Annotated in this window: 14 protein-coding genes and 1 tRNA gene; 2 read left to right on the plus strand and 13 right to left on the minus strand. The window is 39.8% G+C overall.

Translation table 11 applies throughout. The features are described from left to right. Positions 1 to 1,306 precede the first annotated feature (1,306 nt). Positions 1,307 to 2,467, minus strand: coding sequence for a radical SAM family heme chaperone HemW (gene hemW, locus IPM34_04960; GenBank protein MBK8954893.1), 1,161 nt, complete (start codon positions 2,465 to 2,467; stop codon positions 1,307 to 1,309). Between hemW and IPM34_04965 the strand changes: the two genes are divergently transcribed. Continuing rightward, a complete protein-coding gene (locus IPM34_04965; protein ID MBK8954894.1) occupies positions 2,448 to 4,214 on the plus strand; it encodes a BamA/TamA family outer membrane protein in 1,767 nt (588 codons plus the stop codon). The two genes, hemW and IPM34_04965, sit on opposite strands and share 20 nt — an antisense overlap. A 15-nt stretch (positions 4,215 to 4,229) precedes the next feature. Here IPM34_04965 and IPM34_04970 read toward each other — a convergent pair whose 3' ends face one another. Genes IPM34_04970 through IPM34_04995 form a run of 6 tightly spaced genes read right to left on the minus strand, consistent with a single transcriptional unit; the run spans position 4,230 to position 16,585 of the window. Then, on the minus strand, positions 4,230 to 5,144 hold the full coding sequence (locus tag IPM34_04970; protein ID MBK8954895.1) for a hypothetical protein: 915 nt from the start codon (positions 5,142 to 5,144) through the stop codon (positions 4,230 to 4,232). Between the two features lie 14 nt (positions 5,145 to 5,158). Next, positions 5,159 to 5,752: an O-methyltransferase gene (locus IPM34_04975; protein MBK8954896.1), complete on the minus strand. Its 594-nt coding sequence runs from the start codon at positions 5,750 to 5,752 to the stop codon at positions 5,159 to 5,161. Positions 5,753 to 5,799: 47 nt separating this feature from the next. Next, on the minus strand, positions 5,800 to 10,218 hold the full coding sequence (locus tag IPM34_04980; GenBank protein ID MBK8954897.1) for a gliding motility-associated C-terminal domain-containing protein: 4,419 nt from the start codon (positions 10,216 to 10,218) through the stop codon (positions 5,800 to 5,802). Then, positions 10,215 to 14,612: a gliding motility-associated C-terminal domain-containing protein gene (locus IPM34_04985; protein ID MBK8954898.1), complete on the minus strand. Its 4,398-nt coding sequence runs from the start codon at positions 14,610 to 14,612 to the stop codon at positions 10,215 to 10,217. Before IPM34_04985 ends, IPM34_04980 begins: the two co-directional genes overlap by 4 nt. A gap of 28 nt (positions 14,613 to 14,640) precedes the next feature. Further along, entirely contained in the window at positions 14,641 to 15,735 is a 1,095-nt protein-coding gene (locus tag IPM34_04990; protein MBK8954899.1) for a glycosyltransferase family 4 protein, read from the minus strand. A 37-nt stretch (positions 15,736 to 15,772) separates the two neighbouring features. Then, a complete protein-coding gene (locus IPM34_04995) occupies positions 15,773 to 16,585 on the minus strand; it encodes a class I SAM-dependent methyltransferase (GenBank protein ID MBK8954900.1) in 813 nt (270 codons plus the stop codon). A 105-nt stretch (positions 16,586 to 16,690) separates the two neighbouring features. Between IPM34_04995 and IPM34_05000 the strand changes: the two genes are divergently transcribed. Continuing rightward, positions 16,691 to 17,977 carry an aminotransferase class V-fold PLP-dependent enzyme gene (locus IPM34_05000; protein MBK8954901.1) on the plus strand — a complete coding sequence of 429 codons (1,287 nt, stop codon included), beginning with the start codon at positions 16,691 to 16,693 and terminating at the stop codon, positions 17,975 to 17,977. 195 nt (positions 17,978 to 18,172) lie between these two features. On the opposite strand, the gene IPM34_05005 is transcribed toward IPM34_05000, so the two are convergent. From IPM34_05005 to IPM34_05030, 6 genes are all read right to left on the minus strand, one after another. Next, positions 18,173 to 18,257, minus strand: a tRNA-Leu gene (locus IPM34_05005). Positions 18,258 to 18,365: 108 nt separating this feature from the next. Beyond that, positions 18,366 to 19,787, minus strand: a complete 1,422-nt coding sequence (locus IPM34_05010) for an SET domain-containing protein-lysine N-methyltransferase (GenBank protein ID MBK8954902.1) — start codon at positions 19,785 to 19,787, stop codon at positions 18,366 to 18,368. Positions 19,788 to 19,859: 72 nt separating this feature from the next. Next, on the minus strand, positions 19,860 to 20,975 hold the full coding sequence (locus IPM34_05015; protein ID MBK8954903.1) for a hypothetical protein: 1,116 nt from the start codon (positions 20,973 to 20,975) through the stop codon (positions 19,860 to 19,862). After that, complete coding sequence (locus IPM34_05020; GenBank protein MBK8954904.1) at positions 20,959 to 21,456, minus strand: SET domain-containing protein; 498 nt, start codon at positions 21,454 to 21,456, stop codon at positions 20,959 to 20,961. The genes IPM34_05015 and IPM34_05020 overlap by 17 nt, the downstream gene beginning before the upstream one ends. A 117-nt stretch (positions 21,457 to 21,573) precedes the next feature. Next, positions 21,574 to 22,209: a 7-carboxy-7-deazaguanine synthase gene (gene queE, locus IPM34_05025; protein MBK8954905.1), complete on the minus strand. Its 636-nt coding sequence runs from the start codon at positions 22,207 to 22,209 to the stop codon at positions 21,574 to 21,576. 113 nt (positions 22,210 to 22,322) lie between these two features. Beyond that, positions 22,323 to 22,886: an HAD-IIIA family hydrolase gene (locus IPM34_05030; GenBank protein MBK8954906.1), complete on the minus strand. Its 564-nt coding sequence runs from the start codon at positions 22,884 to 22,886 to the stop codon at positions 22,323 to 22,325. Positions 22,887 to 22,897: the final 11 nt, after the last annotated feature.

Genomic DNA, 22,897 nt, shown 5'->3' on the forward strand with positions numbered 1-22,897 from the left:
TTCGTCGTTTCGTCGTTTCGAAAAATCGTGTTTAAGAACTAAAAGTTCCTTTAAATTAAAATTAAATATATTTTTTGAAATTCTCTATTCATATGTCACCCCTACGGGGCTCGAATTTATGATATTTCCATTCTCTATTAATATGACACCCCTACGGGGCTGGATTTAGATTAATCTAATATGCCTAAATACTTTATGCATTCTCTATTTATATGTCACCCCTACGGGGCTCGAATTTATGATATTTCCATTCCCTATTAATATGCCACCCCTACGGGGCTGGATTTATGATATTTCCATTCCCTATTAATATGCCACCCCTACGGGGCTGGAATTTGGTTAAATTAATGTTCCTGTAATCTTTATATAATCGCAATTTTCTTCCCGACATAAAGGTGATGTATTTCTATTTCAGCAATTTCATGTCGGGACCCAATCTCTATTAATATGTCGCCCCTACGGGGCTGGATTTATTATATTTCCATTCTCTCCTCGCTTTCAGCTTTTCGCTTTCAGCTTCTTATCCATTCTCTATTGACATTCCACCCCTACGGGGCTGGAATTTATGATATTTCCATTCTCTATTCATATGCCACCCCTACGGGGCTGGATTTAGATTAATCTAATATGCCTAAATGCTTTATGCATTCTCTATTTATATGTCGCCCCTACGGGGCTGGAATTTATGATATTTCCATTCTCTATTAATATGCCACCCCTACGGGGCTGGATTTTGGTTAAATTAATGTTCCTGTAATCTTTATATAATCGCAATTTTCTTCCCGACATAAAGGTGATGTATTTCTATTTCAGCAATTTCATGTCGGGACCCAATCACTCCGCGCTTTCTGCTTATCGCTTTACGCTTTAAGCTTCCTATCCATTCCCTATTAATATGCCACCCCTACGGGGCTGGATTTAGATTAATCTAATATGCCTAAATGCTTTATGCATTCTCTATTTATATGTCGCCCCTACGGGGCTGGAATTTGGTTAAATTAATGTTCCTGTAATCTTTATATAATCGCAATTTTCTTCCCGACATAAAGGTGATGTATTTCTATTTCAGCAATTTCATGTCGGGACCCAATCTCTATTAATATGTCGCCCCTACGGGGCTGGATTTATTATATTTCCATTCTCTATTAATATGCCACCCCTACGGGGCTGGATTTTGGTTAAATTAATGTTCCTAATTACTTTTCTCCATCATCTATCATCCATTCTCTATACTCTATACTCCATACTCTTTTCGCATAGAGCTTTTGGCTTTAATCTTTACTCTTCTAAAGTACAGTCTTTCCAGTTATTGCAACTGAAATAATTCAGAGCTGATCCGGTCCGCTTGCGATTTTCCTTTTCTGGTTAAGATATAGCTGTTGGCGGATACGTGTATTTCTCCATTACCTAAATGCCTTTTTATTTCTTTGAGGAAACGCTCTGCAAATTGAGGAAATTTCATTTCAATTTGGTGGAAGTCTACGCCTTCTTTTTTTCGTAAATTCAATAAAATGTATTCATTGTATTTATCTGTATCACTTAACACTTCTGATTCGAAGTATGAATTTTCTTGCTGAATGTTTTGTATGTAGGCATTGTTGTTTGAAATATTCCATCTTCTGCATAACCCATCAAAGGAATGTGCTGACGGACCGAATCCAAAGTAAGGCAAACCTTGCCAATAGCTGCTGTTGTGCCGGGATCTGTATCCCGGCTTTGCGAAATTGGAAATTTCGTAGGCTTCGAATCCGCTAGCTTCACAAAAATCGAGGATCTGATACATTTGCTCAATGGTGTTGATGTCTTCAACAGGCTGCAAAATGTCCTTTTTATATAAATGAACCAATGCTGTACGTTCTTCCAGTGTCAGTGCATATGCGGAGAAATGAGGAGTTCCGGATTTTTGAATTTGTTCCAGATTGAATTTGAGCTTTTCTGAATTTGAACCAGGAAGACCGTACATGAGATCTAAAGTAAAATTAGAATAATTTGCTGCATTCACCTGATTCAAACTTTCCAGAGCCTGCTTAACGGTATGGGTTCTGTTCATCCAATTGAGATCTTCCTGATGAAAGGATTGTATTCCAATGCTTAATCTGTTGATGCCGCATGTTTTCCAGTCTCGGAGTAAATCTGTGTGGATGTCATCGGGGTTTGCTTCCAGTGTAATTTCACAGTCCTCGCTGAGATGGTAATATTTCAGTATGGTTTCGAATAATTTTTCGAAAATGTTTGGAGAGAGCAGCGAGGGGGTTCCGCCTCCCAGATACATACTTTGAATGCCGTACTCGAGAGCTTCGGGAGCGCGCGCACTTATTTCCTTGAGAAGGGCTTGCATCAATGCGTCCATGGTAGTCAAATTTGTACTGAAATGAAAATTACAGTAGCTACATTTGCGTTTACAGTACGGTATGTGGATGTAAATTCCAGCGAATTTTTTATTTGATATGTTCAGATCATTTTGCATGGGTGTTATGAGTTTGTGTATATCCTTGTTTTTCACGGGCTCACTATTCTCGCAAAAAACTGTTTCGTTACAGTACTTTTTGGATGGAAAGGCAGCACCCGAATTTTTTCCAAAAATAAAGGATACCCTTGAATTATCCGATCATTTGATTGATTGGATACAGTTGCAACAGGCTAAAGGGTTTTTACTTGCAGGATTGGACTCTGTGGTTACGCAGCTGGATACCATGAAGGTTTACATGAATAAAGGGGATGCCTACCATTGGCAATTCAGCGATACCCAAAATGATAGCCTTTTGTCTATTCTTTCAACCGAATTTTTTACAACCGATTTGTTAGATTCTACAGATTATTTTACAAAGTTGATGAAGCCTGTCGTAAAGGAGTACGCAGATCGCGGTTATCCATTTGCACAAATTGTACTTCAGGCGGCCAGGAAGAGCAAAGATACTTTTGTGATCCAGGTCAATTTAGACAAAGGCAAACAAATCCATTTTGCTCAGGCACAGCAGGCAGACAAACCGTTATTCCGGGAATATGTATTCAACAGGCAGATTGGAATACATCCGGGTTCATTATTCTCGCATACGTTGTTCTTAAACTCAGTGGACAGAATTATGAAATTGAACTATGTGAGCCTGGAATCCAAACCACTGATTGTATTTCCGGGAGATTATTGTGTAGCGCGGTATTATCTGAAAAATGAAAAGTCTTCAAAATTTGACTTTTTATTGGGCTTAAATCCAGTTAACGGCCCGAATGGGAAATCATACAGATTAACAGGGCTTGGATACTTCCAATTGTTTAACCTGATGAAAATGGCGGATGAGTTGGTGATCAAATATGAGAATCTCAGCAACAACGCACCTAAGTTTTTATTGCATTTTAAATTTCCTTATTTACCAGCCATTCCTTTGGGTCTGGAGTTTGATCTAGGATTATCCCGGTTTCAGGAAAATTATTTCGAAAACAGACAGCAATTAAGTTTGACATACCCGATAGATATATCTAGTGAAATTGGATTAAGTATTTATAACCGAAGTTCAGATCTTTTAAATGCGGATACGGCTTTTGTGATCTCAACTAAACGTCTGCCTGCAGTATTGGATTTCACTAATTTCATGATCGGGTTTCGGTTGAGACATCGCAATTTGGACCATACCACAATACCGACTAAAGGAATATACATATCTGCAGCCCTCCATTATGGGAAGAAAAAGTTCGAACCTAATCCACAATTATTAGCTTATGATTCTGAAGCCGTTAAGCTCCGGCAACAATACGACAGTTTAAACTTGAATAACAGGCAGGCCAAATTCGAACTTCATTTAGAGTCTTATTCAAAGTTTGCAAGACGAAATGTATTCAAGCTGGCTCTGAAATCAGAAGGCTATTTAGGCGGTAGCTTCATTCCCGAAAATGAAAAATATCGTCTGGGAGGTTCGCAGAATTTGAGAGGTTTTGATGAAGATTTTTATTTTACTTCGATATATGCACTTGGAAGTTTAGAATACCGCTTTCTTCTGGACAGGCAAAGCTTTCTCAGTTTATTTAATGATGTTGGAGTTTTACAAATGGGGACATCTGATTCAAAAAAATGGAATGTATTTCATGGGTTAGGAATGGGAATTCATTTTACAACTCCAATTGGATTATTCTCATTGCAATATGCCGTGGGCCAGGGCCCTGGATTGTCCTTTGATTTAGGCAAAGGCAAAATTCATTTTGGTTACTCGGTATTGTTTTAATTGCACCCTTGTTGATTAAGTCTTCAATCCAAACTTAATTTTTTTTAGTAAACGCAATAGTCTGCAAACCAGATTGTCATTCCAAATGTATTGATAATAATATTCTTTTTCTGCGCCAAAGCCTTTCATGAAGTAAGCTACTCCGGGAATCATGCTTCCTTCAAAATCTAAAATGTTATCTGTTGCTGCATTCAACCTGATAACTTCATTCAGTAAAGCATACATTGCAAATTGGGCTTTTCCTTCTTCATTTGCAAAAGAAAGGTGATAGATGAATCTGTTGTTATAATGTGAAATAAAACAAGCGGCTATCGTTTCACCAGCTTTATTGTTTGCCATTAAAATCTCTCCATGGCCTCTATCCATGCAAGCCCTGATCAGGGAGGAAAGATTCGCATGAGTCTTATATTTTCCGGGGATATCTTTATTGCTGTAGCGAATATACAATTCAACAAAGTGGCCAACATCCCTGGAAGAAAGAATCTGATGCTGATGTTTAAAAGCAGACTTCAAATTTAATTTATGTCCTTTATGAAATTGCTTGCTCAGCTCTTCATAGGTTTTGTTTAGCGGAAGCACATAATTGATTCTGCGGGTGGAATCGATTCTTTGATTGGCAGTATTGACTTCTAAAGGAAGGCAAATGTTGCCACATTTAAATTTTAATCTAAGCAGATTGATCAATTCTTTTCCATCTGGCAGAACATCTCCGGGAATTTCTATTTTCTGCATAAAAGGTGGAATGAAAACCCGCCAGACTCCAAATGACTTGAACACGGGTAGGTAACAATTGTAATTTCCTAAATCTAAGACCTGAATGAAATGAGTAATTCGCGATACAAACCAAGCTTGCTGAGTGATGTGTGGTATTTGCCGGAGTAATCCGTTTTTTTGAAGATCGTCTTGCGATTTAATTTCCCGAAGCACCATTAGATGTATCCGTTTTATTTTTTTCTGGAAAGACTTAATCCATCGCGTAGAGGAATCACAACAGTTTCCCAGGCATCAGAATTTCGCAGTCGTTCGTTGAACTTGTGTAAGGCCAATGTTTCTTCATCCTGTTGTGGGTTCAGTACTTTTCCATACCAAAGAACATTGTCTGCAATGAGCAAGGCTCCATTTTTCATTCTGGGTTCTAAGCAAGTTAAAAAGGAATCGTAAAGCAATTTCGCCGCATCCAGAAATACAAGATCCCATGGCAAATCGAGTTTTGGAATAATCTCCAAAGCATCGCCTTTATGCCATGTTATTTTGTGATTGATGGGATCTTTGCCAATGATTTGTACACGTAAATGGTCGTAATCGTTGGCAATCTCAATAGAATGCACCTGGCCCTGTTCAGACAAGCCTTCTGCGAGACACAAAGCGCTGTATCCTGTAAAACTTCCTATATCGAGTACATGAGTTGGTTTTATCAGTTTTGAAAGGGTACTTAAAAATCTTCCCTGCAATTTTCCAGAGATCATCTGCGGAGAAATGGTATTTAGAAAAGTACTCCTTTCAAGCTGGTTCAATACTTCACTTTCAGGATGACTCATTTGTTCGCAATAAGTCATAATCCTTTTGAGGTATTTTTGTTCCATCGTTATTCGATAAGGGTAAGATCTCCGGAAATAATAAGGGATTGTCCGTTTTCAGTATACTGAGCAACATACAAATAAACACCCGGTGATTGTTTTCGTCCGTTGCGATCCAAGCCATTCCAGCCTTGTTCAGGATTATTGGATACAAAGGATTCATTAAAATACAAACGGTTTCCCCACCGGTCGTATATACTCAAGGATTGCATGTTTGTTCCTGAACCAAAATCAATTGGATAGAAAAAATCATTGATATTGTCGCCATTGGGAGAGAAGACATTCGGAAACCAGATTCTACTTACTTTTTTTATCCGGACATCTATACTTGCTTCGGCAGTGCACCCATTGGTGTCGGTCACTGTTACGCGGATGGTTTCATCAAATTCAGCAGTTACGGATGGAGATAAACAATCATTGCAATCAAGTTGGTCCGATGGATTCCAAAATATACTTTTTATTTTGCCCGGATTCGTTAAAATAGTTAAAATGATTTGAGCTTTTTCATTTTCCAATAGTTCTATTATGGGCGGAAGAGAAATGCTCAGGCTGTCTTCTTTTTTAATTTCTGTTTGGACTTGAAAAGTACAACCGTTGTCGTCTTCGACCTGCAGCTGGTAACTACCTGGAGTTAAATTCCCGGAAACATTTCCTGTAAAATATGACATACCATTGTCTAAAGTAAATCGGTACGGGGCTTTTCCACCAATGATCTGCTGGATGAAAATTCGACCGCTGACATCCAGACAATTTGCATTTTGTGTATTAGCCAGTAGTGCGTGGATACGTTGTGTATCCTGTACAATTTGTACTGAGTCTGTAGTGCGGCAACCAGTTCTTGGATTTATAATCGTGCAGATGTACCAACCCGGATTAGGCGTGTTGAATTGCGGCAAAGTGTAGTTAAATCCATTGGGTCCTTTCCAGATCATGTTGAAACCCTGCAAGGAAGAGGAAGCTTTTACAGGAACTGTGCTTCGCAGACAATTGATGGTATCTGCTGATAAACTGAGATCGGGTTTCAAGGTATCGGCATGAATATTTACCGATTTGGTAAGCATGCACCCATTCGTATTTTTTACAGTTAATTGATACAAGCCTCCAAATTGTATCGGAGGATTCCTAAGAATACTCTTGAATGTTCCGGGTCCGGTCCAGTTAAATTCCAAATCCGGATCATTGCTGGTCATTTGTAAAAGGATGTTTGTTTTGATGCAATTCAGCGTATCAGGTAACAAACTAAAATCAGGAAGTTTTTTGAAGTCAAAAATGGTAATGCTGTCTTCAGATATGCAACCGAACTCATTCGTAAACTGGATTTTATATAAACCACCTGATTTAACAAAAAGGGAATCATCTGAAATCTGAGTTCCATCGGGAATTTGCCAGTATAATTTTCCTGTCGGTAATGGCGATGTATGGCGAAGCAGGGCAATACTGTCATTACAATCGATTGTATCCCGGATTGAAAAAATATGAACCGGAAATCTTTGATTAAACTGATAGATGTTAATCTGGCCGGAATTTTCGCAACCGAGACTATCGGTGATTGTCAGGAAATACAATCCGGAATCCTGTATTTCGGGCGATGCAAGTGTACTTGTAAAACCATTGGGTCCCTTCCAGTCATATCGGACATTCTGAGTCTGAGTCTTTCCAGACAGATTTAGTTTGATTTTTATACACGTTAAGGTGTCATCTTTTACCAACAGATCCGGTATTTTATCTTTTTGGATGACCAGGATGCTGTCTTCAAAAGTACAACCATTATCAGCTGTAAGCAGGAGTTTATAAATACCTCCGTTTGTGAGTAATGAGATTGAATCGCTACTCATGAAACCAAGCGGACCTGTCCAAACCAAATTCTTTGTATTTGCAGAAATATTTTCAGCACGGAGTTTTGCGGAAGATTTACAGGTGATGGTGTCAGCTTTTAAAGTTGCATAAGGCTTGATAAGATTTTCCTGTATTGCAATTGCATAACTGGTGGTGCAACCATTTTCTGATGTGACGGTGAGCGTGTAAATCCCACTTGCCTGAAGGTCGATATTTTTTTGATTCGAAGAAAATCCTGATGGTCCAATCCATTTGTAATTTATGGTTTTACCATCATCAGTTACGATGGGACTTACCGTGGTCATTAAACAATCAATCGTATCTGAACTAATTTGCAACAATGGTTTTGAAGTATCTGCTAAAATATCAATAGTAGCGGAATCCACACAACCATTTGCTCCGGTTGCTATTAAGGTATACATTCCTCCTGCACGGACAATAGGATTAGATTGAAAAGATGTAAAGCCCTGAGGCCCTTTCCATAGATAATTGATTACATTGGAAGTTTGTGAATTCAATACCAGGCTGTCTTTTAGACAGTTGATGGTATCGGGTATGAGTTGGAGCAAAGGTTTAGTCGTATCGATGTAGATCAGTACATCTTTTGATAGTTCGCAACCGTTGGGGCCCTTCACTGTAAATTTATATGTGCCTGGAATATTGGCCTGAATATCAAATACGTTTGGAAAATTTCCCTGAGGTGTCAACCATTCGTATGATGCTCCGGGAGTGGTTGTTTGACCACTGATGTTTATGAATTTATGAATACAAGTGATCGTGTCGTTGGAAGAAACAAAAATATCCGGAACGTTAGAATCTTTAAAAACATAAATGGAATCTTTGTAACTGCAACCATCTTTGGTAAGCAAATCAAGGTAATACCAACCTTCATCTGTTACGAAAGGTGAAATTGAATCTGAAATAAATTGGTTGGGTCCCTTCCACTGGATGTTTGCAGTAGTATCTGTGGACAAGCGAATTTGTACGGTGTTTTGAATGCAGGTAATGGTATCTGCTGAAATCTGCACGTCAATATTTTGATTACTCGATTTTACATAAAAGGAATCCAGCTCTTTACAACCCGAACTATCGATCGTGGTGAGGTAATACCATCCGGTATCCCGAACGAATACTTTAGTTGCACTGTCTTTTCTAAAACCGCCGGGACCTGTCCAGTTGTATTTTGGTTTTTTTGCAATTGAACTGGCTTCCAGTTGTACGCTGTCTTTAGAGCAACTCAAGCTGTCGCCTGAGATTTCTGCTTCGATGAAACTGCGATTGTCTTTGACTTCCAATTTTGCAGAATTTTCACAGCCGTAGGTGTCGGTTACTTTTACAATGTATTCTCCGGGCTCAGTAATGTTGAGATTAATGGCTTTCGTACTGAAATAACCATTGGGTCCTGTCCATTCAAAATCGACTCCGATTCCTTTGGATGAAGCCTCAATTCTTGCAGTGAGATTCTTACAATCGATGTCGGTGTTTCTAACGGTAACATCCGGTGGACTCACACTTCCTTTTACTTCAACCATGGCTTCAGATTCGCATCCAAATTCACCCATTATTTTGAGTGTGTATATGCCCGGCGAATCAATAACAGGATTTAAAGATTTATCCCCGCTTATTATTTTTCCATCTCGTGTTGTCCACATGTAAGTTATTCCAGGACCTTGTGAAGAGCCTGATGCATCAATAGTTATCGGTCTGTTCAGGCAATTGATTTCATCGGGAGGAGTGATGTCTGCAAGTAAATCATAAACTGTCACCGTCACTTCATCTTTTTCTTCACAGCATTCCTGTACGATGATATCGTCAATTGAGCACATGCTAGCCGGGCCTTGCCCACCATAATTTGCAAAACAAATATCGGCGGTAGTAGATGCACCGCTATTCCAGGTAAAATTGCCTTTAGCTTCAAGACAAAGTCCACTGATTGCGTCCACCGTGCCAATCAGATTACCATTTATTTTTAGTCCTATCGTGGGAGGCGATCCAAAAATGTAAAGAATGCCAAATACTTTGTATTCAATTTTGTATTCTGTGTTTGGATTGACATTAATGGTTTGGCACCAAATATTGGAACCTGATCCGGTTGGGGTGATTACCAGGGTAAACGCCCCAATACTTGGTGTACAACCAAATGCCTGGGCAATTTGAGGAACACTCATGATCATATAGCCACCTGTTGAAGTGATCAGATTATTCACATTGGTATAAGGTGTATATTGACTTGTTGAAGGTGCCAGATTACCGGTTTCAAATCCACCATTGGTAATAAGATTAGAAGATGTCGCTTTCGCAGTTAAAGTATAAGTGGTGGTTGTCGATGGATTTGCAGTGGGTTTGAGAGCATTGGAATTACTAAGTCCATCCGGAGGTTCCCAAATGTAATTCGTGCTGCCGGTGACGGAAGCATTTAATTGTTTTCCCTGACCGGCACATATCGTGATATCCGGGCCGGCATTTACGGTAATGCCGCAAGCGTTAGGCATGGAATAAAGTTTCTTCGGATCAGGATATGTAAATTGCGCATTTATTGGGAGCACTGACCAATTGACCAGAACCAGAATAAGAATTTTATGAATTCTCATTTGAGCAGTGTTACATCCCCTTTGAGAATAATTTTCGTTCCATTGGCTAATTCTGCCTCTGCCCAATAAACATAAACGCCGGGCAGGCATTTCTCGTTTTTTGATGTTCCGTTCCATCCTCTTATTGCATCATTTGGTTTGATGTCTGTTGTTGTAAAAATTTTATTTCCCCAGCGGTCAAATATTTCCATTATATTTATCGTGCTTACGTCCGGATCAGAGCTAATGAAATAAAACCAATCATTGATCTGATCGCCATTGGGGCTAAAAACATTAGGAGCCCAAATCTTAGGGGCTTCAACTTTGACAAGTATCCTTTTTGTTAACTTACAACCGTTCGTGTCTGTTACGGTTACTTCGTATTCTATTTGAAAGGGAGGGCTTGCAACAGGATCTTCACAATCTGTACAGCTCAGGAAGTCGGGTGGGCTCCAACTGATGCTTTTAACAAGTTTTTGATCGGATAGAATGTCTAAATCAAGAACCTGGGATTTTCCAAGTTTCAATGTGATTTCCGGGATGATGGACGTATTGATTACTGGTATATCTATTATTTCAAAAGATTTTTGAAAACGGCAACCAGCACTGTCTTTAACATACAGGGTGTAAGGACCTGAAGTCAGAGATGTAAATTGACTTTGGCGGGTAAAATTGTCTGGGTCATTTAATGAAAACAACAAACCATGATGACCTCCAATTACCTGTAAAATGTTCATGGATCCAAAAAGATTTCCACAAACAGGATGCTGCTGATCAAGCAATATATCGCTTATGATCAGACTGTCCTCGTATACATATTGATACAAGCGGGTTTCGCATCCGTTTTGTCGATTGGTGGCTATGAACTGAAAAAGTCCGCCTTTTCGTGTTTTATAAACCGGTTGATTGCTCAGAATGGTATTGCCTGCATCCGTCCATTGATAAGTTGCTAAGGGATTATTTATCTGTGCGACGAGAGTAGCTTCTTCACGGAGGCAATCGATACTGTCGGCCATTATGAAAACTACCGGAGCGCTTGTATCTATTCCTGCATAAATTGTTTTAGTCGATGTGCAGCCATTTGCTGCAGTGGCAACCGCCTGATAATTTCCCGGAATACTTACCAATATACTGTCGGAAGAGTTTGTAAAATTCAAAGGACCAGTCCATAAATAGTGAATCCCTGGTGTTATACTTTTTGCCAATAAATTTGCTCTGGAATTCAAACACGTAATGGTGTCGCCAATTAAAATCAGGTCGGGAGCAATGGTATCTACTGTCACCAAAGTTTGTGAAATGCTCATACAATAATTGGAAGCGGTTACAGCAAAACTATAGTTTCCACCAGTCCTGGTAAGTAAATTGTTTCCCTGCTGCACCTGACCGGATGGCAATGTCCACATGCCAACCAAACCCACGGGAAGAATTTGTGCTTGAATCAATGCTTCCGGATGTGTACAGCTGATTGAATCTCCAAAAATCCGGAGGATGGGTTTAATGGTATCCTGTACAAGATTGAATGAGATCTGGCTTGTACAATAATTGGCAGCAGTTACCATAACCGTATAATTGCCACCTGATGTAAGGGTAGGTTGAAGGAGTTTACTCGAATAACCCATAGGTCCATTCCAGATTAAATCTACCGGTATCAGACTGGACTGCAATGTTGGTTTCCATTCAGTGGTGGCACAATTCAGTGTATCGGTGTCGATATTCAGCACTGGTTTTATAGTATCCTCCAGAATGGTGATGCTGGCTTCAGATTTACACCCTTCCGGACTTTCAACCTGTAAGGTGTATGTTCCACCGGTTTGGATGGTGATGATGGAGTCTGAAGAGCTAAATCCATTAGGCCCTGTCCAATTAAAATTCAGGCTGTCTCTGTTTGTTTGACCATGTAAAATGGTACTGCGTTTTTGGCAATTCAACGTATCGGCTTGCAGGTAAATATCGGGCTTGCGGATATCCTGATAGATCGTTAATATTATGCTGTCGCTGCATCCATTTGTATTACTTACGAGCAGTTTGTAGTTTCCGGATTGAGAAGTAAATGGATTATTTTGAAAGGAACTGAAACCACCCGGTCCTGTCCAGTAATAAGTTGCGTTGGGCTGATCAGCGAAGGCGTTTAATCTGACACTATCCTTTTTGCAATTCAGTGTATCACTTGAATATTGAATCAGTGGTTTTAAGGTGTCGATATAGATTTCTATACTTGCGTTTGACTTACAACCGTTAGGCAATATCGATGTGACGTGGTAGGAACCTGGAAACTGGACTTCAGGTTGCCTGGCAGTGTCTGAAAAATTTCCGGGACCTGACCACAAATAGCCCGAATTAAAGTTGTCACTTAGTTGTAATTTCAATTTCTGCTTGATACAAGTTAAGGTATCGTCCAGAACCTGCAATAGTGAATGAATGGTATCTATTTCTATAAGAACGTCATGGTTCGTCTTACAACCATTTCGACCCACTGCAGTTACGCTGTATTTTCCGGCAGCAGCAATCTCCAAACTGTCTTTAAAAATTTCATTTCCTCCCGGATCTTTCCAGCTGATGCTTACATTAGGGTCCACATTGCCTGACAGCAAATTAATTTTTGTTTTGATGCAATTTAACGTGTCGTTGTTTGTCAATAAAGAAGGATGCATTGTATCTATGGGAACCAATATTTGAATAGTATCCGGACAACCATTGGGTCCGGAGGCATAGAATTCGTAGTTCCCGGGTTCAGAAGTTTGTATATTAAATGTATCAATGATTGAAAACCGGTGAATACTTGACCAGCCAAATTTGGTAATTGCCTTATTGGCGTTCACAGCAATGATGACAGAATCTGAAATGCAGGTAATGGTATCTGTTTGATATTGAAGTATGGGTTTATCCTGGTCTTTGTCGATGTGAACACTGTCTGTTTTTATGCAGCCCGATGGAGATGTTACTTTTAAAAAGAACCATCCACTGTCGACAGTTTGGAAATGATCTGCTTTTACATTGAAATTATTTGGACCTGTCCATTCAAAAATCGAACCAGGTACCGATGACATTCCTGTTACAGAAGAAGTGTCTGATATGCAGTTGATGGAGTTGGAGTTGATGCTGATTTTAGGATTGTCTGTGCGTTCGATCACCTCTACCGAATCAATGGTTTGGCAATTATATTCGTCAGTGATGGTAAGTGTGTATTTTCCGCCACTGGTGACAACGATGGAGGGATCCGCACTCGTGAATCCATTGGGTCCTTCCCATTCGTATTCCAGTGGAAAAATTTTGCTTCTACTGTTTATGGAGGCTGCCGGAGTATTGCATCCTATGGTATCTTTAACGATGAGCTGGAGATCGGGTGGTTTAATGTTTCCAAATACGGTGACGTATTCTGTTTTACAACAGTTTGGTAATGGCGAACAGATGGTGAGATAATATGTTCCCGGACCTTCAATGGTGGGAGTCAGGGTCGTTCCTCCGGATATTATTTTTCCATCAGAGGTGGTCCATTGATATTTCCACCCCGTTCCCGATGATGAACCCGTTGCATCGAGCTTCCATCGTGGTTGATCGCAAGTCATGATATCCGGATTTTCAATGGAGATGATAATTTCTTCGACTTCAATTTTCATGGTGTCTTTGATCTCGCAAATTTTGCGGAACGTGAGATCGTCAATTGCAAAATCATTTCCACCCGTTGCGGTATTCAGATTGACAATGCAGATTTCTGCGGTTGTATTGGATCCTGAATTCCAGCTTGCCTGAAATTGTTCCCAGGAACAGTTCACCCCATTGGAATTAAAAATATTTCCAATGTTGCTCCCATTGATTGAAAACTGGAGGATGGGAGGGGAGGCAGAAACAACTGAAGTGACCCAGGCTGAGAAGATATAATCCATGTCCGGCATCACGTTTATGGTCTGACACCATACATTTTGCAAACTTGCTGAACCGTTCAACACCATCATCATTCCCGAGCCGCTGGTGTGATCGCCGCAAGGTGCAAAACCCGTATGTCCGAGCTGCGGATTGTTGATGACTCCATAAGTACCTTCGCAATCCAGATAACCAAATCCGTAACAGGACGTCATCCCCAACATATAATCGGTTGTAAATCCTGTATTGCCAGCCTCAAAATTGCCATTGGTAATGAGATTGATGTTGCTTAGTCCCCGCGCTGTGAGGATATATTCAATCGGACCGCTGACCGTCGCTTTTGTTACAGGAGATCTTGGATTACTGAGGCCTGCCGGAGGCTCCCAAAAAATCTCCTGAACACTTCCGGTTACTTTTCCGTTGATCATCACCATTTCGCCGGGGTTGCAAACTTTCAGGTCAGGTCCCGCATCAACACTGAAACTGCATTGTGAATGTGAATTATACACATTGAATAAAATGCAGATACAAAGTATTTTGACAGTTAATTTCATCCACTCGTAAAAATCAAAAATACAAAAGCTAGGCCAAACTGAGGGCTTTTTCAAGATTGATTACACTGTCTTCCAGGAGAAATTGATCCATGGCTCGTTTGCGACCGGTTTGACCCATGTGAATCCGCAAATCCCTGTTTTCAATGAGCGACTGCAAATGATCTGCAAAAGCATGGTAATCATTAATATTTGCAAGAAATCCCGTTTCTCCATGTAAGACAATTTCAGGATTGCTCGATATATCGAATGCAACAACCGGTTTTTGATGCATCATCGCTTCAACCAATACAAATCCGAATCCTTCCCACTCAGAGCAAAGAACAAATATGTCGATGTCTTGCATGAATTTATTCATGTTTTCGACAAAACCGGAAAGTTCAACAAACTGGTCCAACTGCAGCTCCAGGATACGATTTTTTAAGTCAGTTTCGAGTTCTCCGGTACCAGCAATTTTTAGCTGAAAAGGGATGTTTCTTTTGTGCAGGATATTTGCGATTTCGAGCAGATGCATAAATCCTTTTTGTTTGGTCAATCTTCCCGCACTGCCAAGGACGACGGGATCTTGATTTTTTTTCGTAATATCGGATGCAGAGAAATTTAAATCATGGTTCTCAATTGGATCAATTCCATGGTACACAATTTTGATTTTGGCTTCAATGTTTTTGCTTTTAAGATATTGTATAATTTTTGATTTGGTTTCCAGAGAATTGGCAACGATATGCGTGATAATTTTTTCAAAATAGAATCTGTTGATAAAACTGTTTTTTACAGGTACAGCGAGGCCTCTTAAATAAACAATTCTTTCAACCCCCGCAAAATATGCCCCCAGTCCGGCTGCTTTCATATCCTGAGATGAAGAAAAGATCAACGTATCTGTTTTTGTTTTTTTAAAAAATTGACAGATTTTATAAATTTTATAAGGATTCAAAAAATCAAATTTTCGAATGCGGAAATCAAATACAGGTAATTGGGATGTCTGGGCTTTAAGTTTCAACGGAGAGTCTGGGTCTGTGGCTATCAGACACCGATGGTTGTTCCTCCGGAATCCTTCTGCATATTCCAAATGCAACTTTTCTCCTCCACCCCAGAATCGATGACTGTTCCAAAAACAAATGTTGTTCATAATTTCATTGACTAAGGGAGTAGATGGTTCATTGCTATTAATATTTTTCCATTACAAGAGAATAAACCAGAGGTATTTTTACAGAAATGTGATTAAACCTGAATTTTCCAGGCTCAAACTCCTGCATATTCGGCATGAAATTACAAGGAGAATAATCGTATTCGCGAAAATCAACGAGCTTCAAATTGGATTGCAGCAAGGCCGTCACAACTTCATCGAGACTGTGATTCCAGGTTATAGACTCCAGCTCCTGTTCGTTATTCCTATCTGCATAGGATCCTTTTTCTACTTCGTAAATGGGCTTTGAATTAAAATAGTCATAAATCATTTTCGATAACTGATCGTCGTATATCCAGACCATTGGATGAAATTCGGAAAAAATAAAACGACCACGGACTTTTAATGCATTTGAGACAGTCTGAGCCCATTTATTAAGATCGGGTAACCAGGTAATGGTCCCATAACTGGAAAAAACAATATCGTATTTTCCAAAATGTTCAGTCGGAAGGTCGTAAACATGGCAACAAATAAATTCAGTATGCTGACCCGTGGCAATAGCTGCTTGCCTGGCGGTTTCTATGGCTTTATCGGAAATATCCAAACCAGTAACTTTTGCTCCCATTCTGGAAAGGGAAATGGTATCCTGCCCAAAATGGCATTGCAGATGAATAATGGACTTTCCATGAATGTCGCCCAGTAATTTTTTCTCAATCCCAAACAAAGTATTTTGCCCGGCTAAAAACCCTTTTTGATCGTAAAAAGCTGATTCAAGATGGATTCCAACCCTCTTGTTCCATGCTAATTTATTGCGTTCAGCATAAGCTTCAAATTCAAATAGTTCTTTATCCATCAGCTGCAAAGATATTTTAACAGTCTTGTAATTGATGAATTTTTGAATAGCGCAACAATGGAATTTAAAAATTTGTCCTATCTTGTTTGGACGTAAATTCAACACATGAAAAGAAGATCCATTCTCAAAGGAGTGAGTGCACTGGCACCTGTTGCATTTTGGCAGCCTTCTGCATTAATTGGTCAAATGGAAACATCTTACCGTGCTTCCCTGGATCATTTTGACAAGCTCGATGCAGCATCCATGAATGAAGAAGATTTCTGGAGCCTCATCCGCGAAGCTTATAGTTGTTCGCCAAGTATCATCAATTTCAACAACGGAGGGGTTTCTCCACAACCCAGAGTAGTTCAGGAAGCCGTTGAGTTTTACAATCGCCTGGCGAATGAAGCCCCTTCTTATTATATGTGGAGGGTCATAGATCAGGGCAGGGAACCCCTTAGGGAAAAACTTGCAAGAATATCAGGATGTTCTGCTGAGGAAATTGCCATCAACAGAAACAGCTCTGAAGCCCTTGAAACCATCATATTTGGATTGCGCTTGAAGGCCGGTGATGAGGTTGTCCTTTCCAAGCAGGATTACCCGAACATGATTAATGCCTGGAAGCAAAGAGCACACAGGGATGGAATCGTTCTCAAATGGGTGAACCTGGAATTGCCCAGCGAAGACGATGGCTACCTCACAGAATCCTATATGAAACAATTTACCAACAAAACCAGGGTGGTCCATCTCACGCACATCATCAATTGGAATGGGCAGGCCTTACCAGTAGCTAAAATTGCTTCAGAAGCAAAGAAACGTGGTTACGAAGTCCTTGTTGATGCTGCTCACAGTTTTGCCCACTTGCCATTTAGATTTGACGAGCTTGGGGTAGATTATCTGGGGACTTCTCTTCATAAATGGTTGAGCGCACCATTTGGGTCGGGATTGTTGTACGTGAGGAAGGAAAAAATCAATAACCTTTATCCTTTATTGGCTGCGGCCGATCCCGATTCTGCCGATATCCGGAAATTCGAAAATCTGGGAACGCGTTCATTTGCAATTGAACAGGCAATTTCGAATGCCGTTGATTTTTACGAGCGCATCGGTGCTCAAAGAAAATATGAAAGACTTTATAGTATGCAAAAGTATTGGTCAGACAAAGTAAAGGATCATCCAAAAATTAAAATAAACCACCCTTTGAACAAGTCACATTCCGGAGCAATTGGCAATTTTTTAATTGAAGGTAAAACTGCCGAAGAAATTTCCATTAAGCTGTTCGACCAATATAAAATTCACACTGTGGCAATTCACTGGGAAAACATACATGGAGTGCGGGTGACGCCCAATGTATACAGTACCCATGCAGAATTGGATAAATTCATCAATGCAGTCATTAAGATTGCAGAATCTTAAGCGAACTATTATAAACTGCTGTTTAAGACGCGGGCATACTTTTCAAAAACGCTTATCAAATTCAATGGGTAGTGCCATGCATGGGCATTTATATGCCTCTTGCATTTCATTTTTGAAACTTACCAACTGCTTAAAGCTTATCTTGTACGGTATAAGGTTTGGATGACCGATTTATTTAAGAGGGTGCAAAGTTTGTGCCGAAAGTGGGACTCGAACCCACACGACTTTGAGGGTCACTGGATTTTGAGTCCAGCGCGTCTACCAGTTCCGCCATTTCGGCAAACTTTAAAATGGGACACAAAACTAAACAGCTTTAGCAATATTGAGAAGAAATCGCTCTTTTTTTACGAAGCAAATACATATTATATATTTACATAATATGTATTGATCAAAGACTTATCTTCAGATCTTCAATTTCAACATTTTTAGAACTAATCCATTTTCGACAGCCGAGTTGGCCACATTGGCAAGCAAAAGGTTCAAGATCCGGATGCATGAATAATGCATAATCCAGAGTCAATTCTTCATCTTTCGAAATTTCACGAAGGGCAACGACATTGAGTCCTTCAAATTTTGTGTTGGGAACACAGGAATGATTTTGTGGGGCCCATTCCGTAGGATCGTTATCCCATAATATATAAACACCATTGCCTACGGGATAGGCATATTTTCTAAACAGTTCTTTTTCGTGCGCAGTCCAGTTTTTTTGAACATAGGATTGCGTTACTATCCGTTGACTTTTTTCTTCGCCCTTAAACAAGATTTCTCCTTTTCTGATTTTTTGATTTGCATATATCCCATATCCGGAGCTGCCAGACTTTTTCAAATAATATTTTTTCTGCTTTTTTTGGTGCCTTTTCATCCCTTCTTCGATGATCATCTGTAAAAATCCCGATTGTCCGATGGGATCATTTTGCAAAATGAAATCAGCCGAGCCTTCATAGCCATCGGAATAAAATACCGAACAGGTGAAATTAGCTTCGAGAAAAAACAATTTTCCTTTTGGATTCATCCTGAAGTCGAGCCTTGCATATCCTTTTCCACCGAATTCTTTATAAAAGGTGGTTGCAGCTTTTTTTAATTTGCGCTCGAGGCTTTCGTCTCTTACCGGAATGTTGCGCTCGGGATGAAGGTCCGAAGTTTTTAAACTATATGTCTTAAAGCTCAGGTCGTTTGGAAAATTATACTCAACGGGTTTAAAGGCGATGCATTTTTTTTCGTCCTTCGGATCGGAAGCAACCAATACTGTGAATTCTCTGCCGGCTATATACTCTTCAACGATGACCTGGCCGAATTCTTCCAGGAGTTGTTTAACTTTTACCAGCAAGGATTTTTCATCTTCGACCAGGGAATGTTCGTCAATTCCGAGGCTATCCCCGGCTTTAGCTGGTTTTACAAAAAGTGGAAACGAAACACTTTGGGTCAGTTCATTCAGATCTTCGAGATTGTTTACAAGTTTGTAATTGGGTGAAGGAATGCCCGATATGGCAGCCACATATTTCATGAGCTCTTTCGAAGGGTCGTAAAGTTCCATAGTTGGGCCCGTGTAAGGAAGATTCAACAATTCCAATGACTGAATCACATCTATTGAAGGAACGTCCCATTCAAGATAGGCTTCACATAAGTTTACATAGATATCGTAATCCCGACCGGATAATTGTTTAAGTTGCTTATAAGTAGTCAGTTTATTCAACAATACATGATCTACCTGATGACCTGGCAGAAACTTCGATAAGTTTCTTGTCGGATCGTAATTCTTATAATCAACTATGGACGAACTATAATCAGGTTGTAAAACGCATACTTTCATATGGGGAAATAGGGTAGTTTATCGGATGATTAACGGGTTGACAAGGACTCCATTTCAAATCAATAAAAAAAATCATGTGAAATTAGATAAACTTTTTTGAATCGCCTGTTCAATTATATCTAAAATCAGATTTTCATATTTTAAATTATACAAACGCAAAATAGCACCAATCGAAGTATAATTCTCATCTTCAGATAATCCGCATTGCGCATTGACTTCGAGTACTTTAATGTCACCGGATTCCGAATCTTGTCTGAAATCGATTCGGGCGTATCCTTCTCCTCCAACAGCGCAATAGGCATCGATACTTAATTTGCGGATCGCTTCCTGAAGTTCAGGTGTTACCTGATGATAATTCCAAAGTACACGTTCTTGTTCCAAAGGACTTTCATCGTTATAAAATTCCCATAAACGGTCGAACGAAAGGATTTTCTCTGTCACGGGTAAGGAACTTTCAAATGCCCTTTCCACTGCCGGATACACTTTACACAATTCAGGATTTTTAAAACTGCCAACAATAAAACTGGTATATTCTGGTCCTGCAATAAATTCTTCTACAAATACTCCACCTTCGTACAAATCCCAATTTTTATAGTGGCGACTTCCTGATTGGAGATAGGATTCCAGTTCTGCCTGGTTATGGATTACGGATTTGATTCCAATGCCCAAACTGCCGGCTGAAATGGCAGGCTTTACAATCAATGGGGGTTTCAGTTGACCAAAAATTTCGGCAATGTTCAATTGGTTCAAATTCAATTCCATCCAGGGAGAAGTAGGGACTCTCTTTTCATCAAAACATTTTTTCATTGGAATTTTGGACGTAGTAATCCTGTAAAAACTTTCGCCGGCTCCTGTATAAATTATTTTACCCGCTTCCAATTCACGTACGACAGAGATTCCAGCAACCCCAATTTGTTCATCGCCATCGCATAAATTGAGGACAATGGGTATTTTGTTTTGAGTCTGTTCTATTTTTTTGATAACTGTCTGAATTTCACTCAGACGGACACCCTGCCAAATCCACTCCAACCCGAGCCTGGCGAAGACGGATTGATATTCATTGTAGCTTTGTTCAAAATCGTAATAATACTGGAGATCCGGATCGTCTGATTCCAGGACGGGATATAAAACCCAAATCAGCCATTGATCATTTAGCCCGGAAGCCTTGATATCAATCCTGGAAGACATGAATGCGTGTCTTCTGCAATTTTTGAGTTATAAAGTCTGTAAAGCGGTATTGAGCGAAATCATTATCGCTCAGATATTTCGCACCCTGGATTTGGCCAAGGCAAATGTCTGAACCGCAATGACAATCAAAGGGTTCGTCCATATCCCATTCGGTAGAGGGATAGAAAAATGAAAATTCTTCACCACTTTGAATATTCTTGACTGCTTTTAAAACGAATTCTTTCGTATCAAAAAAACAATTGGGATCGCAGCTGTGATTGATATACTCCAAAAACAAAGGTGCCAGAATGATATGCTTTTCATCCCCAACCTGCACCGTATATCTGGAAGGGTAGGGCAGCACTTCTGCAGCGGAAAAGTGGCAAATGATGCTGTCCTTTTTGAAATTCTTCAACGCAATCAATCCATTTTGTTGATGAGTGCCGTCAAATTTTATTTTCGCGAATTGGGAGTTTAGATATTGGTTATTGTTAGAAGTCATTAATAGGTTCAATTTAGTTCTGTGGTAATTGCGGATAAAGATAAGTTTGCTTTAATTTATTCATCAAATTTTTTTGTTTATTTTTTAACATTGGTTTATGTTGTTGAAATCCAGGCATCAGGGTATTCCAATGATCTTATGCATCTGGATACTCAAAGACCATTTTGGATGCAGCAGACAGTATTCTATAGCCTTGAGCGTGTTCTTATTTAGTTCCGGTCCATCCATGGGCTGAAGATAAAAGTGTCTGAATTCAAAATGTTCAAAGTCGGCAGGATTCAGGTCGGATTGTGGAAAAATGAACTTGAGTTCGTGACCTTGAGTAATGACGTAGTTTGTATTGGGTTTAGGACTCATACAGATCCAGTCAATTCCGGATGGGGCTGGCAAAGTACCATTCGTTTCAATAGCTATTTCAAATCCCTGCTCGTGGAGTGCATCGATGAGCGGCTTGTCGAGTTGGAGTAAAGGTTCACCACCCGTACACACTACATAAGGGATGGCATCTTTTGAATCAGAATGCCAAAGTTTTTTTACAGTGGAAGCGAGCTCTTCCGCTGTTGGATATTTCCCACCCAGAATGCCATCCGTTCCGATAAAATCTGTATCACAAAAATTGCAAATGGCTTTCAACCTGTCGGATTCTTTTCCATTCCACAGATTGCAACCGGAAAACCTCAGAAACACCGATGGTCTTCCGGATTGTTTTCCTTCTCCCTGAAGCGTATAAAATATTTCTTTGACTGAGTACATCTGTGCTTTATAAGCCCATTTACGAAAAGGACGGCGAAATTAAGAAAGATTCGCCAATTGATTAATTTTCAATAGGATTTGCAAAATATGTTTATACATTTTAATGCTCTGTATTAATATGAAGCCATACTTATTATGCGCTTAGTAAAAGCATCGAAGTTATTGACCTCCTCGACTTCATATGCCGACCAATCATCATATGTATTATACCCATGGCGCATGCCAAATGTTTTTGCTTGTATTTTATTTCCAAGTTCGAGATCAGAAATACTATCGCCCAGAAGGAATTGAACAGATGGGGTGGTGTCCGGAAAATCTTTATGAATGTTATCGATCATTCCTGTTCCGGGTTTACGACAATCACATAGCTCACTGGCCAGGTGAGGACAATGATATATGCCGTTGAGGCGTCCGCCATGACGCTCTATTTCATTCAACATGTATTGGTGGACTTCGAACAATTGATGTTCGGTCATTATTTTTTTTCCAATTCCTTGCTGATTGGTAACCACAAATAGATATTTACAACATTCAGATAATTTCCTCAGACCCTCCAATACACCATCCCGGAAAATAAATTCATTAGTGGATTGAATGTAAGCGCCCGGCTTTAATTCATTAAGGACGCCATCGCGATCCAAAAATATACAGATAGGTAATTGTTCTGTTTTAATCATGTCGAACAGTG

It is taken from the genome of Saprospiraceae bacterium (genome assembly GCA_016716185.1).
Taxonomy (GTDB): domain Bacteria; phylum Bacteroidota; class Bacteroidia; order Chitinophagales; family Saprospiraceae; genus Vicinibacter.